We start from the raw sequence: 15,129 nt of genomic DNA, 5'->3' as shown, positions 1-15,129 counted from the left end.
TTCGAGGTCACGTCTGCTGCCTGCCCAAGAGGTCTCCGGCTTCCAGGTCGTCGCGGACGCCGCGGAACGACGGCTGGCGGAGTCTCCCCTGGGCGCCGATCCCGAGGGACTCCACGTCCACGACCACCCGCGGCTCCACCCACTGGGTGCCGCGCGCATCCTCCCGCGGGAGGGGATCACGGAAGGGGCTGGTGGGCCTGGCCAGTGGCTCGAGCAACGACTTCAGCAGCGGACCGACCTTGCCCGCGATGCCACTGCCGACCCGGCCCCGGAAGACCATCCCGTCGGCCGTGGGCTCCCCCACCAGCAGCGCGCCCAGCCGGTGGTCCGAGTCGGTCTCGAAGCGCCACCCGCACACCACCCACGAGGTGCGCAGGCGGTGCGGGAACTTCAGCCAGTGTGCGCTGCGGGAGCCTGGTTCGTAGCGCGACGAGAGACGCTTGCTGACCACGCCCTCGAGCCCCTGGGCCCTGGTCGCCTCGAGCAGCATGGCCCCGTCGTCGTACACGCCGGGCACCTGCCACGAGACGCCGTCCAGGCCGAGGCCCTCGAGGACCTCGCGCCGCCGCGAGAGCGGTTCCGTGGTGAGGTCCCGTCCGTCGCACCGCAGCACGTCGAAGACGAGGTAGACCACCGGACGGCGCTCGGCGAGCCGGGCCACACGTCGTACGTCGCGCACGTGCATCCGCTCGGCCAGCGCCCCGAAGCTGGGTCGCCCGTCCTCGAACGCGACCACTTCGCCGTCCAGGAGGAGGTCCCGGCCGGCCAGGCCGTGCAGCTCGGGATAGCCGGCCGTCACGTCGTTCTCGTTGCGACTGGTCAGCCGAAGGCGATCGGGGCCGATGTCGGCCAGGATCCGCATGCCGTCCCACTTCACCTCGTGCGTCCACCCACTGCCCGTGGGCACGAGGGCTCCGCGGGTGGCCAGCATCGGTCGCATGCACCCATCCTTGCGCACACGGTCGGACAAACCACGCCCTTGCCCGTCATCCTGCGACCGGCGCGCGGCATTCCTCTCGCCCGCGGCCCGTGACCCGGGGCGACGTCGGGGTCCCCGACGCGGGCTTCCGCGTGCGTACTGGGGCCGATGAGGCAATACTGGGCGCATGCGTGCGATCTGGAAGGGTGCCGTCTCCTTCGGCCTGGTGAGCGTCCCGGTGAAGCTCTACTCGGCGACGGAGAGCCACGACGTGTCGTTCCGGCAGGTCCATGCCAAGGACGGCGGTCGGATCAAGTACCAACGCGTGTGCGCGATCGACGGCGAGGAGGTCGCCTACGCCGACATCGCCAAGGGCTACGAGACCGAGGACGGCGAGATGGTCATCCTCACCGATGAGGACATGGCCGAGCTGCCCTCCACGTCCTCGCGTGAGATATCGGTCGAGAAGTTCGTGCCCAGTGACCAGATCGACCCGATGCTGTTCGAGAAGTCCTACTACCTCGAGCCCGAGAAGACCGGCGCGAAGCCCTACGCCCTGCTCCGGCAGGCCCTGCTCGACGCGGACCGGATGGCCGTGGTCACGGTCGCCCTGCGGCAGCGCACGACGGTCGCCGTGCTGCGCGTGCGTGACGACGTCATCGTCATGCAGACGATGATGTGGCCCGACGAGGTCCGCACCCCCGACTTCGGCATCGATGCCGGCGAGGTCAAGGAGGGCGAGGTCAAGATGGCGCAGATGCTGGTCGAGACCCTGGCGGGTGACTTCGACGCGAGCGAGTTCGAGGACGACTACGCCGGCGCTGTCGAGGCCCTGGTGAAGTCGAAGATCGAGGGTGGCGAGATCAAGCGCACGCCCACGGCGACCAAGTCCTCCGGTGAGGTCGTCGACCTCCTCGCTGCGTTGCAGAAGTCCGTGGCTGCGGCCAAGGAGGCCCGCGGCGAGAGCTCTGCAGCCGCCAGCTCCGACGACGCCGGATCGGACGACACCGGCTCCGACGACGCCGACTCCGACGAGGAGAAGCCGGCGCAGAAGCCGGCGAAGAAGGCCGCTGCCAAGAAGACTCCGGCGAAGAAGTCCACCGCCAAGAAGACCACCGCCAAGAAGACTCCGGCGAAGAAGTCCACCGCCAAGAAGACCACCGCCAAGAAGACTCCGGCGAAGAAGTCCACCGCGAAGAAGGCATCGGCCCGCAAGGCCAGCTGACGGCACCGCTCTGCGCGGCGCCGCGTCGCCCATCCCCGTGGGCGACGCGCGCCCTCAGCTGGTCGCCAACAACCCGCGCACGACGCGCAACCCCACCGACAACCTGGCGAGGTCGGCCTCGTCGTCGGAGCAGATCTCCTCGAGGGTGGTGACCGCTCGGGAGACCACGACCTCGTCGTTGTCCTCCCAGGCTGCCACGCGTGCCAGCACCGCGTCGTCGGGAGACGTGCCGGAGAGCACCTGCGAGGTGAGCTGCGCGTGCACGGCGTGCAGGTCGTCGCGCAGCGCGGCTCGGGCCATCGTCTGCCACCGGTCGTCGCGCGGTAGCGCCAGGATGCGCGACACCAGCGATGGAAGACCGAGCCGCTCGCCCAGTGCGAAGTGCACGCGCGCCACCTCGAAGGCGTCCAGGCCCTCCCGGGCGGATGTCTCCACGATGCCCAGGATCATGTAGGCGGGCGGCAGGACCGCCACCCGCACGGCGAGGTCCTCCGGCACGCCCTTCGCGATGAACTTGTCGCGCCGCTGCTCGAAGGCATCGAGCTCACGACCGGTCATCAGGGTCGGCAGCTCGGCCATCACCTTCTGGGTCGGCACCGAGAAGAAGTCGACCGTCCCCTCGCTGTCGAGTGGCGGTCGCCGGTTGCTGACCAGCCAGCGCGAGGCGCGTTCGACGAGGGTCCGCATCTCGATGCGGATCCGGGTCTGCACGTCGGCCGGCAGCTTGTTGTCGTAGGACGCCAGCTCCTCACGCAGGGCCAGGGAACCGAAGATCTCACGCGCCACGAAGTTGGCACGGGTGAGCTCGGCGGGCGTGGCACCGGTCTCACCGGCAAGCCTGGGCCAGAACGTCATGCCGGCGCCGTTGACCAGGTCGTTGACCACCTGGGTCACGATGATCTCGCGGCGCAGGGGGTGGGACTCCATCTGGTTGCGGTAGCCCTGCCGCATCGGCTGCGGGAAGTAGTTGAACAGGTCGATGCGCAGGTAGGGGTCGTCGGGCAGGTCGGAGGCAAGCAGCTCGTCGGCCAGGACGATCTTGGTCCACGCCATCAACACGCACAGCTCGGGCAGCCGCAGTCCCTCGCCCCGGTCCAGCCGGCGGCGGACCTCGCGGCTCGTCGGCAACGCCTCCAGCTCACGGTTGAGGACGCCCCTGCGCTCGAGGTCCTTCATCCAGTCCTCGTGCACGTGCAGCAGAGGGCCGGCATTCGCCACGGCGTTGGTCAGTGCCAGGTTCTGCTCGTAGTTGTCGCGCAGCACCAGGGCCGCGACCTCGTCGGTCATGCTGGCCAACAGCTCGTTGCGCTGCTTCGTGGTGAGGTCCCCGTCGCGCACGACACCATCGAGCAGGATCTTGATGTTCACCTCGTGGTCGGAGGTGTCCACGCCGGCGGAGTTGTCGATGAAGTCGGTGTTCATCCGACCACCGTTCTCGACGTACTCGATGCGGCCCCGCTGGGTGAAGCCGAGGTTGCCACCCTCGCCCACGCAGCGGACCCGAAGGTCGGCGCCATCGATCCGGATCGCGTCGTTGGACTTGTCCCCCGCGTCGGCATCGGTCTCGGCGGACGACTTCACGTAGGTGCCGATGCCGCCGTTCCAGAGCAGGTCGACGGGCGCCTTGAGGATCGCTTGCATCAGCTCCGCGGGTGCCATCGACGTGGTCGCGGCATCGATGCCGAGCACGTCACGGATCTCGGGGCTGAGCGGGATGGACTTCACCGACCGCGGGAAGACGCCGCCGCCCTCGGAGATCAGGTCGCGGTCGTAGTCCTGCCACGACGATCGTGGGAGGTCGAACAGTCGCCGCCGCTCGGCGTAGGACGATGCCGCGTCCGGTGCGGGGTCGAGGAAGATGTCCCGGTGGTCGAACGCGGCCACCAGCCGGGTGTGCTCGGAGCAGAGCAGTCCGTTGCCGAAGACGTCGCCGGACATGTCCCCGATGCCGACTGCGGTGAAGTCCTCGTTCTGGCAGTCGACGCCCATCTCCCGGAAGTGGCGCTGCACCGAGACCCAGGCACCACGCGCGGTGATGCCCATGCCCTTGTGGTCGTAGCCCACCGAGCCACCCGACGCGAACGCGTCACCGAGCCAGAAGCCGTAGTCGTCCGCGACCCCGTTGGCGATGTCGGAGAAGGACGCGGTTCCCTTGTCGGCGGCCACCACGAGGTAGGAGTCGTCCGTGTCGTGGCGTACGACGTCAACGGGCGGCACGTTCTGGCCGTCGACGAGGTTGTCGGTGATGTCGAGCATGCCCGAGATGAAGGTCTTGTAGCAGGCCTTGCCCTCGGCCAGCCACGCCTCGCGGTCGGAAGGGTCGGGCAGCTGCTTGCAGAAGAAGCCACCCTTCGACCCGACGGGGACGATCACGGTGTTCTTCACCATCTGGGCCTTGACCAGGCCGAGCACCTCGGTGCGGAAGTCGTCTCGGCGGTCGGACCAGCGCAGCCCGCCACGGGCGACGGCGCCATAGCGCAGGTGGACGCCCTCGACCCGTGGCGAATAGACGAAGATCTCGAACTTGGGACGGGGTTCGGGAAGCTCCGGGATGTCCGAGGGGCGCAGCTTGAAGGAGATGTAGGGCTTGGTGCCGCCCGCCTGGAAGTAGTTGGTGCGCACGGTCGCCTCGATGATCGTGCGGTAGGACCGCAGGATCCGGTCGTGGTCGAGGCTGGCCACGTCGTCAAGGGCCCGAGCGATGCGGTCACGGACCTGGTCTGCCTGTCCGTCGCCGGCCGGGTCGAACCGGGCCTCGAAGAACTCGACCAGCAGTCGGGTGATGCCGACGTTCTGGCGCAGTGCGTCCTCGATGTAGTCCTGGGCGAAGGGCGTGCCGCCCTGTCGCATGTATTTCGCGATCGCACGCAACAGGGTCGCCTGGCGCCACTGGAGCCCGGCGGCCAGCACCAACGCGTTGAACCCGTCGATCTCGTTGCGACCCTCCCAGATCGCCCGGATCGTGTCCTGGAAGAGCTCCCGGGCACCGGCCGGCAGGTCACGGCCGTAGTCGAGACCGAACTCGTAGATGAAGGTCGGTCGGTGCAGGTGCTCGAGGTCGTAGGGACGTTCGTCGACGACGTCGACGCCCATCGAGCTGAGCATCGGCAGGATCTGGCTCAACGACAGGGGCGAGCCGATCCGGTAGACCTTCAGGCGCGCCTCGCCACGATCTGCGTCCATGGGTTCGTAGAGCGAGAGGTCGATGCCCTCGTCACCCTCGATCGCCTCGAGCCGGCCCAGGTCGACGGCGCCGGTGCGGGCCGTGAAGTCCTCCTTGTAGGCCTCCGGGAAGGACTCGACGTAGCCACGGCTCAGCCGCGCACCCGCCTCCTCGCCGTGCTCGCTGACGACCGCGGCCGTGAAGTCGTCGTGCCACGAACGTGCGGCATCGACCAGCTCGCGTTCCAGCTCGGCGGTGTCGATGTGCTCGATCACCTCACCGGCCGGCGGGCGGACGACGAAGTGCACGCGCGCCATGTTGGACTCGCTGACCCGGACCGTGAACTCGACGTTCTCACCGTGCAGGCGCTCGCGCAGGATCTCGGCGATCTTCTGGCGAACGGTGGTGTTGTAGCGGTCGCGGGGCAGGTAGACCAAGCAGGAGACGTAGCGACCGTAGGTGTCGCGACGCACGAACAAGCGCAGTTGCCGGCGCTCGCGCGTGTACATCACCGCTTCGGCGATCTGGCTCAGCTGGTCGACGGGAGTCTGGAAGAGCTCGTCGCGCGGATAGTTCTCGAGCGTGTCCATCAGCGCCTTGCCCGCATGGCTGTGGGGATCGAAGCCGACGCGCTCCATGACCCGTGCCGCCTTGTCCCGCAGCAGCGGGATGCGGGTCAGGGACTCGGTGTAGGCAGCACTCGAGAAGAGACCGAGGAACCGACGCTCGCCGACCACCTCACCGGACTCGTCGAACACCTTCACCCCGACGTAGTCGAGGTAGGCGTCGCGGTGCACGGTGGCGCGGGAGTTCGCCTTCGCCAGGACCAGCAGGACCTTCTCGCGTGCCTTGGCCCTGACCGGTTCGGGAAGGCGGGCCGACCCCTTCGACAGATCCGGGTCGGAGCGCAGGATGCCGAATCCGGTGCCGGGGACGGCGCGCAGGACGTCTTCTCCGTCGACCGTGTCCAGGCGGTATTCACGGTAACCGAGGAACGTGAAGTGGTCGTCGCCCAACCAGGCGAGGAGGTCGCGGCCCTGCTGCAGCTCGGCCTCGGGGATCGGAGGCGGGTTCTCAGCCAGGTCGGCCACGATCTCGCTGATCTTGTCGTGCATGCGCTTCCAGTCCTCGACCGCCTCGCGCACGTCACGCAGCACCTGTTGCAGGGCAGCCTCGACCTCGGCGACGTCGTCGCCCTCCGGGATCCGGTCGATCTCGACGTGCATCCACGACTCGCGCACGGACTCGTCGCGACCGTCGGAAGCGGTGCCGTCCTCGGCCACGGTGACTTCCTGCAGCTCACCGGTGATGCTGCGCACCACGTCGAAGTGCGGGTGGACGATGACGTGCAGGTTGCGCTGCTGCTCGGCGAGCGCCATCGTGATCGAGTCGACCAGGAACGGCATGTCGTCGGTCACGACCTCGACGACCGAGTGGGCGTTGGCCGACCACCCGTGCTCCTGCACCGTGGGGGTGAAGACCCGGACGTTGGCGGTGCCCTGGGGACGCGTCTCCGCCAGCCGCCAGTGACTGGCCAACGCGCCGTACAAGTCGACGTCGGAACGGTCGATGACGTCCTCGGGTGCCACGTGCCGGTAGTAGGCCTTCAGCATGCCCGCAACGAGCGGCAGCGGGGGGCCGCCGGAGCCCTTCCGGCGCGCCGCAAGGTCGGTGGCCTTGGCGATCAGAGCGGACTTGTTGTCATCGAGGCTGTTCGACACGACTCTGACCATAGGGGGCCGGGGTGTGACGGACAACACGGGGGCGCAACGCTCCGGTAACTTGTCCGGGTCGTTGAGCACTTCGCACCCGACCAGACAAGATGAGGCCCATGAAGATCACACACTCCGTCAGGTACGACGCGCCCGTCGCGGAGGTCTACGCGATGCTCACCGACCCGGCGTTCCGGGAGAGGGCCTCGAAGGCCCAGGACACCACCGAGGTCAACGTCTCGGTCGATGGTGGCACGGTCAACATCGACATGGTCCAACCCAACAAGGACATCCCGAGCTTTGCCAAGGCAATCGCCGGGGAGACCAGCCGGGCGCTCCAGGAGGAGACCTGGAGCGGCGGGAGGAGTGCCGCGTTCTCCGTCACGCTCCCGGGCAAGCCCGGCAGCATCACCGGGGTCCGCACCCTGGTCGCTGATGGCGACGGCACCCTCGACACGTTCGAGGGCGAGGCCAAGGTGAAGGTCCCGCTCGTCGGGGGGAAGATCGAGAAGCTCATCGCCGAGAAGCTCAAGGACGGCTGGGACATCGAGCAGTCGGTCGGCGCGGCGTGGCTGGGAGGCGACCGATGAGGAAGATCAAGCACGAGCTGTCCTATCCCGGGGCCAGCGTCGACGACGTGGTCGCGATGGTCTCCGACCCGGCGTTCCGCGAACGAGTCGCCGACTCCCAGGGCGTCGTACGCAAGGAGGTCTCGGTGCAGGGAGCACCGCCGGCCAAGACGATCTCGGTCGAGCTGGTGCACGGCACGGATCGAGTCCCCTCGTTCGCCCGCAAGTTCGTCGGCGACGAGATCGCGATCGTCCAGGTCGAGACCTGGTCCACCGACACGGCCGCGTCGGTCGAGGTGACCATCCCCGGCAAGCCGGGCGACATGAAGGGCGAGGCGCGCATCGAGCAGCGCGGCGACGCCGTCGTGGAGACCTACGACCTCGCGGTGCAGGTGAAGATCCCGTTGGTCGGCGGCAAGATCGAGGACCTGATCGCCGGCCTGCTGGTGAAGGCGTTCAAGGCCGAGAACAAGGTCGGGATCAGCTGGCTGGAGGGCGACCGGGGCTGAGACCGGACTCCCGGTCCGGCTGGTCCGACACTGCTGTCGCCGCGGAGGGACTGACCGGGTCGCCCTCGGGTGACTCGTCCTGGGCCACGTCCGTCTGGGCCGAGTCTTCTCGTTCCGCGCTTGCTCCGGCCGGGTCTGCTTCGGCGAGGTCGCGACGACGGACGAAGAAGACCACGATGCCGAGCACCAGGAACGGCCCGAACGCGATGGCAAGGACGAGGAAGTTCTCGTAGGGGTGCAGCTGGCCCATGTGCTGGGGCAGCGGTGCGGTCGGGAGGTGCGGCGTCATGGCGGTCCCAGTCTCTCACCGGGACCGTGGCGGCGTGCCCGCGGGTCCGCGCCCATCCGGCTGTCCGACGGGCGCGGACCGGCGTCGGTCCGACTGCCGGACGGGCGCGGAACCGGCTCAGTCCGGCTGTGCGGACATGTGCGGGTAACGGAAGTCCTTCGGCGGCACGAAGGTCTCCTTGATCGAGCGCGGTGAGGTCCAGCGCAAGAGGTTGGAGGCCGCTCCGGCCTTGTCGTTCGTGCCGGAGGCACGACCCCCACCGAACGGCTGCTGGCCGACCACGGCACCGGTCGGCTTGTCGTTGATGTAGAAGTTGCCGGCCGCGAAGCGCAGCTCCTTGCGAGCCCACGCGATCGCCGCGCGGTCCTGGCTGATGATCGCGCCGGTCAGGGCGTACGGCGAGGCGGACTCCGCCTGCTGCACGACCTTCTCGAAGTCGGCGTCCTTGTAGACGTGGACGGCCAGGATCGGACCGAAGTACTCGGTGGTGAACATCTGGTCGGTCGCGTCGGTCGACGTCACGACGGTCGGACGGACGAAGTAGCCCACCGAGTCGTCGTAGGTGCCCCCTGCAACGACGTCGAGGTGCTTGCTGCGCTTCGCCCGGGTGATCGCGGCCTTGTGCTTGGCGAAGGCCCGGTCGTCGATGACGGCACCCATGAAGTTGGACAGGTCACGGACGTCACCCATCGGCAGCGCTTCGACATCGGCCACCAGCTGGTCCTTGATCTTGTCCCAGACCGACTTGGCGACGTAGGCACGCGAGGCGGCCGAGCACTTCTGGCCTTGGTACTCGAAAGCGCCGCGGATCATCGCCACCCGCGTGACATCGGGGTCGGCACTGGGGTGGGCGATGATGAAGTCCTTGCCACCGGTCTCCCCCACGATCCGCGGGTAGGAGCGGTAGGTCGCGATGTTCGCCCCGACGGTGCCCCACAGGTGCTGGAAGACCGGGGTGGAGCCGGTGAAGTGGATCCCGGCCAGGTCGGGGTGGGTCAGCGCGACGTCGGAGACGTCCTTGCCGTGACCGGGCAGCATGTTGATCACACCCGGGGGCATGCCGGCCTCCTCGAGCAGCTCCATGGTCAGCGACGCGGCGAGCTGCTGGGTGGTGGAGGGCTTCCAGAGCACGGTGTTGCCCATCAGCGCCGGCGCCGTGGGCAGGTTGCCCGCGATCGCGGTGAAGTTGAACGGCGTGATCGCGTAGACGAAGCCCTCGAGCGGACGGTGGTCGGTGCGGTTCCAGATGCCGGGGCTGTTCGCGATCGGCTGCTCGGTGTGGATCTGCTTGGCGTAGTGGACGTTGAACCGCCAGAAGTCGATGAGCTCGCAGGCCGCGTCGATCTCGGCCTGGAAGGCGGTCTTGCTCTGCCCCAGCATGGTGGCGGCGTTGATGCGCTGGCGCCAGGGGCCGGCCAGCAGGTCGGCGGCCTTGAGGATGATGGCGCACTTCTCGTCGAAGGGCATCGCCCGCCAGTCGGGGGCCGCCTTCGCTGCGGCCTTGATCGCCGCCTCGGCGTCCTTGCCGGTGGCGCTCTTCATCGTGCCCAGCACGTGCTGGTGATCGTGCGGTTGCACGACCTTGATCTCCTCACCGCCACCTGACTTGCGTCGCCCCCCGATCACGGCGCGCAGGTTGTGCTGCTTGCGTTGGAGCTTGTCGATCTCCACGACCAGTTCGGCCCGTTCGGGGCTGCCGGGTGCGTAGGTCAGGTTCGGCTCGTTGGTGGGAGCCGGAGGAAAGGTGATTGCGTCCATGACGCGATCGTGTCAGACCGTGACCAACCTCTCAAATGTCCGGCACGGCCGGCGAGGACGACGCCGAGTCAGACGAGGTCGGCGATCTCCTGGGTGGCGAACCAGGCGAGCTCCGGCCCGTCGTCGTCCGGGTCCTCCGCGAGGTCGACGGTGTCCACGTGCGCCGCAGCCACGTGCTTCCAGACCAGGTCCCCCACGACCCGCACCCCGGTGACCTCGTCACCACGCGACTCGACGGACGCCACGTCGGCAGCGACCACGTGGCGCCGCCGGGCCGCGGAGCCACGCGTCTGCCACGACTCGTCGGCAGCGGCCGCCAGGGCGGCGTACTCCCACTGCTCGTCGTCCCCGTCCGGCCACGCCGCGCGCAGCTCCTCGGTGACTGCGTGGGCGTCGAGCGGACCGGCCAGCCGCCCCTGCTCCACCAGCTCCGCCAGAGCGCCGGGCGTCACCGGCAGGTAGACACGGATGCTCATGAGGACGACTCCCCCGTGCCGCGTTGACCACTGCGGGTCGCGACTCGCTTGGTGGTACGCCGACCGCGCGGCGCACGAGGACGCTGGTCGCTGGCCGTGTCGAGCAGCTCGTCGAGTGCCTCGGTCACGCACTGGCCCAGGACCGTGATGTCGGGCAGGGCATCGCGGTCGGCGGTGATGCCGTAGTAGACCGCACCGTCGTAGGACGTCACGCCGATCGCCAGCGCCTGTCCGGGGAGCAACGGCTGCACCGGATAGGTCTCGACCATCCGCGCTCCGGCCGCATGGAGAGGGAACTGCGGTCCGGGCACGTTGGTCACGGTCAGGTGGAAGCTCTTCCGGTGCTGCAGGGCAGCCACCCTGGAGCCGAGGGCGTGGAAGGTCGTGGGGGCGAAGCCGGCGATGCCGGCCAACCGGTTGGCCGCGACCGCCCGGCCGGTCTCCCGGTGCGACTTGAAGGCATAGGAGACCTGGTGCAGCCGGATCACCGGGCTGGCCTCCCCGATCGGGAGGGTGACCAGGTGTCCGGCGATCTGGGTGCCGAGCGAGGTCGCCTCGAGCTCGTCGTCGATCACCGACATCGGGACCATCGCTCGCAGCGAGCGCATGGCGGTGGCAGGGGTGCCGCGAGCCATCAGCCAGCTGCGCAGTGCGCCGCTCAGCGTGGCCAGGATGACGTCGTTGACCGAGCCGCCGTGCTCCTGGCGGATGCGGCGGTAGTCCTCCAGGTCGGTCCGCACGGTGACCAGGCGACGCTGCTCCGACAGGTGCGCCGAGACCGGCGACTCGGGGCTGGGCCTGCGGTTGGTCAGCGCGTTCGCCACGCCCTGGGCACGATGACGAACCTGGCGCACCCGGCGTACTGCTGACTCGGCGGTGCTGCGCGTCGTCGAGACGAGGGTCGAGGGCGAGGTCGCGTTGTCGCGCAACGCCTCCGTGGCGAGGCTGAGCGGTGACGGCGTCCGCCTCGGTTCCCAGTCGTCGTGCTCGAGGGACTTCGTCTCCGGCTTGGCGTCCAGCAGCACCTGGCCGAGGTCCACGGTCTCGACGCCGTCGACCAGGATCTGGTGGGACTTCGACAGCACCGCCACCCGACCGTCAGCCAGGCCCTCGATGAAGTAGACCTCCCACAGCGGACGACTGGCATCGAGCTGTCGGGTCATGATGCGGCCGACCAGCTCCCGCAACTGGTCCATGGAGCCGGGACGGGGCAGGCCCGAGCGACGCACGTGGAAGCCGAGGTCGAAGCGGGCGTCATCGACCCAGATCGGGTTGGCCACCCGGACGGGGACGTGCTGGACCCGCTGGCGGTACCGGGGCACGAAGGCGATCCGATCGGAGATCAGGTCGACCAGTGCCTGGTAGTCGAACCCGGACTCACCGGGCTCGAAGATCTCGAGCGTGGCGTTGTGCATGGGTGTCGAGGCGGACTCCATCGCCAGGAGGGACAGGTCCCTGGCCTGCAGTCGCTGGCTCATCGCGTCACCCCTGTCGAACCTGTCGCTTGTGCTTCATGCGATTCTTGCAGAGGACCCATGTCCGGCGCGGAAGGGTCCACCGTCCGGGAGTCCCGTGTCTGAAGGAGATGCAGTGCACAAGCGTCACAGGATCGTCGCCGCAGTGGCCACCACCATGATCTGTCTCACCGGAGTTTCCGCATGCGGGTCGACGTCGGACGACGACTCCTCGAGCAACAGCAGCGAGAGCACCAAGAACGCCGAGACCATCACCATCACGATCAAGGGCGACACCGTCGACCCCAACGGCAAGCGCTTCGACCTCGGCATCAACCAGCCGGTCACCCTGGAGATCGATGCCGACGAGCCCGGCGAGCTGCACGTGCACTCCAAGCCCGAGCAGGAGATCGCCTACGAGGCTGGTGAGTCCTCCCACGAGCTGACCTTCGACAAGCCGGGGATCGTGGCCGTGGAGTCCCACACGCTGGAGAAGACGATTCTCGAGTTCGAGGTCCGCTGACCGTGCAGTTCCTCGCTCACGGCGTGGGCGGCGCGAAGGATCTCCCGATCCCGGCCGAGTACGCCATTGCCGGCGCCTGCGCTGCGCTGGCTGTCTCCTTCACCGTCCTGGCCCTGGCCTGGCGCACTCCTCGCTACAACACCGGCGAGAGCGCACGGCGGGTCCCGTCGTGGCTCGCCACGACCGTCGACTCGGTGTGGTTCCGCGGTGCCCTGAGGATCTGGGGCTTCGCCTTCTTCGCCTGGGTCGCCGCTGCCGCGATCTTCGGCAAGGACCTGGACACGAATCCGATCTTCGGTGTCTTCTACGTCCTCCTGTGGGTGGGGCTGGTGCCGATGTCGTTGGCCTTCGGCCCGTTCTACAGGGCGATCAGCCCGGTGCGCTCGATCAACTGGGCCCTGGCCAAGGTCGCCGGCACCAACCCTGAGCACGGGTTGCGTGACTACCCCACGAGGCTGGGCTACTGGCCGGCCGCCGTGGGTCTGTTCGCGTTCGCCTGGTTCGAGCTGGTCTATCCGTTCAACGCCGAGCTCGGCCCGCTGCGCCTGTGGTGCTCGATCTACGTGGCGGTGATGCTGGTCGGTGGCGCGGTGTTCGGCAACAGGTTCCTCGAGCACGCGGATCCCTTCGAGGTGTTCTCCACCCTCGTCGGACACCTGTCCGTCTGGGGCCGTGAGTCCGGCCACCTCGTCTTCCGCAATCCCTTGGCCAACCTCGACCAGGTGGTGGTCAAGCCGGGCCTGCTGGCCGTCGGCTCCGTGCTCCTCGGCAGCACTGCCTTCGACTCCTTCAAGGGATCGAACTGGTGGACCCGTCACATCCAGTCGATCGACCAGGACATCAACCTGATCAACCTGGGCGCGCTCCTGGGCTTCGTGGCGGTGGTCCACCTGCTCTTCGCTGCGGCCACCATGCTGACCGGCATCCACGACGACACCCGGCGGACGCACCTTCCCGAGAGGTTCGCGCACTCCCTGATCCCGATCGTCGTCGGCTACTTCGTCGCCCACTACCTGAGCTATCTCGTCGAGTGGGGCCAGCTGACCGTCATCCGTCTCAGTGACCCGTTCAGCACCGGGGCCAACTACCTCGGCACTGGGGACCGCGCAGTCAACTTCTGGTTGACCTATCACCCGACGTTCCTGGCCATGACCAAGGTGGGAGGCGTGATCGTGGGGCACGTCGTGGCCGTGGTCGCGGCCCACGAGCGGGCCATCAGGTTGTTGCCGAAGAGGCACCAGCTGACCGGTCAGCTGTCGATGCTGGTCGTCATGGTCGGCTTCACGATCGGCGGGCTGGCACTGCTCTTCGGCGGCTGAGCCGACGACCACCGGCACGGGCGGTCCCGGGTCGCAACCCGTCGACCAGCCGGGCCACCGCCTTCGACAGAGCACTGTCGCCGAGCTCGGCGAGCATGCGGCCGCCGAGCAGCGCCCGATCTGTCGTGCCCCGATCGTCGGGGAGGAAGTGCACCCCACTCAGCTCGGCGAAGCCGTTGACCATGCCGGTCACCTCGGCCTCCGACCAGCCCACGGAGCTGCGCATCCGGTTGACCACCACGCGGACCGGCTTGCCCCCGATCGTCTCGCGCAGCTCCACGAGCCCACGCGCCAGACGCGACAAGCCGATCGGGTCGGCGTTGCCGACCACCACGACGTCATCGGCGACCGAGAGTGCCTCCAGGGTCATCCCGTTGCGGGACGGTCGACCTGAGAACTCCGCGGCCGGGTCGTCCTCGAGGGCGAAGCCGGTGTCGAGCACGACCTCGCCCTGTCTCCGGCCCAGCTCGACCAGCTGCTCGACCAGCCCGACGCGTGCCTCCACCCACCGATCGGGTCGGGGCAGTCCGGTGATGACCCGAAGACCCCCCACCCTTCTCTGCAGTCCGAGGTAGCTGCCGCCCAGCTCCCCTGCCGCCGAGGCCCGGGCGCAGGCCAGCAGGCCCGAGACGTCATCGAGGATGCCCAGGTGTTGTCCGACCGACCCGCCCCACGGGTCGGCATCGATGACCAGCGGTGCTGCTCCACGTTGCGCGAACTCCCCGGCGATGGCCAGGGCAAGAGTCGTTCGCCCCGGGGCGCCGGCCGGCCCCCACACCACCGTGCACCGTCCGTGCCCCGCCCCCATCGCCGGCCCCGGCCTGGTGGTGGGCTCCTGGCCCTGGTCGGCGGCGCCCGCAGCCAGGACCGCATCGGGCAGGTGGTCGACCTGGTCGACGCCGACCCCGAAGACCAGTCCGAGGCGGTTCATCCGATCACCGAGGTCGCCGCGCCCTGCATCGGCGAGGACGGCGACCGGCTCCACACCGTGGTGGCGCAGGTGTTGCACGGCGGGCCCGTCGAGGCCGGGCGCGTCGAGGGAGACCACCGCCACGTCGGCCTGGCCGGTGGTCGCACTGGCCAACAGATCGGTGACGTCGACACAGCGCTTGACCACCACGATGCCCGGACGCCTGGTCAGTGCGGGGAGAGCGGTGGACTCCCAGGGCGCGCCGGCCGCCAGGACGAGGATGCAGGTCTGGCCTTCCATGCC

12 protein-coding genes are annotated in these 15,129 nt (G+C 68.7%); 5 read left to right on the top strand and 7 right to left on the bottom strand.

Annotation, left to right across the window (positions count from 1 at the left end; all coding sequences use genetic code 11):
• Positions 1–7: 7 nt before the first annotated feature.
• Positions 8–940 (bottom strand): non-homologous end-joining DNA ligase, encoded by a 933-nt coding sequence (gene ligD, locus ncot_RS04590; RefSeq protein ID WP_168616546.1) that lies wholly within the window; start codon positions 938–940, stop codon positions 8–10.
• A gap of 166 nt (positions 941–1,106) precedes the next feature.
• On the opposite strand from ligD, the gene ncot_RS04585 reads away from it, so the two are divergent.
• On the top strand, positions 1,107–2,144 hold the full coding sequence (locus ncot_RS04585; RefSeq protein ID WP_168616545.1) for a Ku protein: 1,038 nt from the start codon (positions 1,107–1,109) through the stop codon (positions 2,142–2,144).
• Between the two features lie 54 nt (positions 2,145–2,198).
• Here ncot_RS04585 and ncot_RS04580 read toward each other — a convergent pair whose 3' ends face one another.
• The gene (locus tag ncot_RS04580; protein WP_168616544.1) at positions 2,199–7,028 is read right to left on the bottom strand and encodes an NAD-glutamate dehydrogenase; all 4,830 of its coding nucleotides are present in this window, start codon (positions 7,026–7,028) and stop codon (positions 2,199–2,201) included.
• Positions 7,029–7,138: 110 nt separating this feature from the next.
• Here ncot_RS04580 and ncot_RS04575 point away from each other — a divergent pair, with 110 nt between their 5' ends.
• Together ncot_RS04575 and ncot_RS04570 are read left to right on the top strand one after the other, a co-directional pair.
• Complete coding sequence (locus tag ncot_RS04575) at positions 7,139–7,609, top strand: DUF2505 domain-containing protein (protein WP_168616543.1); 471 nt, start codon at positions 7,139–7,141, stop codon at positions 7,607–7,609.
• On the top strand, positions 7,606–8,097 hold the full coding sequence (locus ncot_RS04570) for a DUF2505 domain-containing protein (RefSeq protein ID WP_168616542.1): 492 nt from the start codon (positions 7,606–7,608) through the stop codon (positions 8,095–8,097). Before ncot_RS04575 ends, ncot_RS04570 begins: the two co-directional genes overlap by 4 nt.
• Here ncot_RS04570 and ncot_RS04565 read toward each other — a convergent pair.
• The 4 genes from ncot_RS04565 to ncot_RS04550 form a co-directional block, all read right to left on the bottom strand.
• Positions 8,069–8,386 carry a hypothetical protein gene (locus ncot_RS04565; protein ID WP_168616541.1) on the bottom strand — a complete coding sequence of 106 codons (318 nt, stop codon included), beginning with the start codon at positions 8,384–8,386 and terminating at the stop codon, positions 8,069–8,071. The genes ncot_RS04570 and ncot_RS04565 overlap by 29 nt on opposite strands.
• A gap of 117 nt (positions 8,387–8,503) precedes the next feature.
• Positions 8,504–10,144 (bottom strand): L-glutamate gamma-semialdehyde dehydrogenase, encoded by a 1,641-nt coding sequence (pruA, locus tag ncot_RS04560; protein WP_168616540.1) that lies wholly within the window; start codon positions 10,142–10,144, stop codon positions 8,504–8,506.
• A gap of 68 nt (positions 10,145–10,212) precedes the next feature.
• Entirely contained in the window at positions 10,213–10,620 is a 408-nt protein-coding gene (locus tag ncot_RS04555) for a hypothetical protein (protein WP_206065149.1), read from the bottom strand.
• Positions 10,617–12,098: a wax ester/triacylglycerol synthase family O-acyltransferase gene (locus tag ncot_RS04550; protein WP_168616539.1), complete on the bottom strand. Its 1,482-nt coding sequence runs from the start codon at positions 12,096–12,098 to the stop codon at positions 10,617–10,619. The genes ncot_RS04555 and ncot_RS04550 overlap by 4 nt, the downstream gene beginning before the upstream one ends.
• Positions 12,099–12,210: 112 nt before the next feature.
• Between ncot_RS04550 and ncot_RS04545 the strand changes: the two genes are divergently transcribed.
• Positions 12,211–12,597: a hypothetical protein gene (locus ncot_RS04545; RefSeq protein WP_168616538.1), complete on the top strand. Its 387-nt coding sequence runs from the start codon at positions 12,211–12,213 to the stop codon at positions 12,595–12,597.
• 2 nt (positions 12,598–12,599) lie between these two features.
• Positions 12,600–13,916 carry a hypothetical protein gene (locus ncot_RS04540; RefSeq protein ID WP_168616537.1) on the top strand — a complete coding sequence of 439 codons (1,317 nt, stop codon included), beginning with the start codon at positions 12,600–12,602 and terminating at the stop codon, positions 13,914–13,916.
• Here ncot_RS04540 and ncot_RS04535 read toward each other — a convergent pair.
• Entirely contained in the window at positions 13,879–15,126 is a 1,248-nt protein-coding gene (locus ncot_RS04535; RefSeq protein ID WP_168616536.1) for a hypothetical protein, read from the bottom strand. The genes ncot_RS04540 and ncot_RS04535 overlap by 38 nt on opposite strands.
• Positions 15,127–15,129: the final 3 nt, after the last annotated feature.

Origin of the sequence: Nocardioides sp. JQ2195, assembly GCF_012272695.1 — a bacterium.
In the GTDB taxonomy this organism is placed as follows: domain Bacteria; phylum Actinomycetota; class Actinomycetes; order Propionibacteriales; family Nocardioidaceae; genus Nocardioides.
The sequence above is the reverse complement of the archived record's forward strand: the minus strand, read 5'-3'. Positions and strand labels throughout refer to the sequence as shown.

Coding starts and splice junctions, on each gene's coding strand:
- ncot_RS04555 (WP_206065149.1), bottom strand. CDS start 10,620: ATGAGCATCCGTGTCTACCTGCCGGTGACGCCCGGCGCTCTGGCGGAG.
- pruA (WP_168616540.1), bottom strand. CDS start 10,144: ATGGACGCAATCACCTTTCCTCCGGCTCCCACCAACGAGCCGAACCTG.
- ncot_RS04535 (WP_168616536.1), bottom strand. CDS start 15,126: ATGGAAGGCCAGACCTGCATCCTCGTCCTGGCGGCCGGCGCGCCCTGG.
- ncot_RS04565 (WP_168616541.1), bottom strand. CDS start 8,386: ATGACGCCGCACCTCCCGACCGCACCGCTGCCCCAGCACATGGGCCAG.
- ncot_RS04575 (WP_168616543.1), top strand. CDS start 7,139: ATGAAGATCACACACTCCGTCAGGTACGACGCGCCCGTCGCGGAGGTC.
- ncot_RS04550 (WP_168616539.1), bottom strand. CDS start 12,098: ATGAGCCAGCGACTGCAGGCCAGGGACCTGTCCCTCCTGGCGATGGAG.
- ncot_RS04570 (WP_168616542.1), top strand. CDS start 7,606: ATGAGGAAGATCAAGCACGAGCTGTCCTATCCCGGGGCCAGCGTCGAC.
- ncot_RS04585 (WP_168616545.1), top strand. CDS start 1,107: ATGCGTGCGATCTGGAAGGGTGCCGTCTCCTTCGGCCTGGTGAGCGTC.
- ligD (WP_168616546.1), bottom strand. CDS start 940: ATGCGACCGATGCTGGCCACCCGCGGAGCCCTCGTGCCCACGGGCAGT.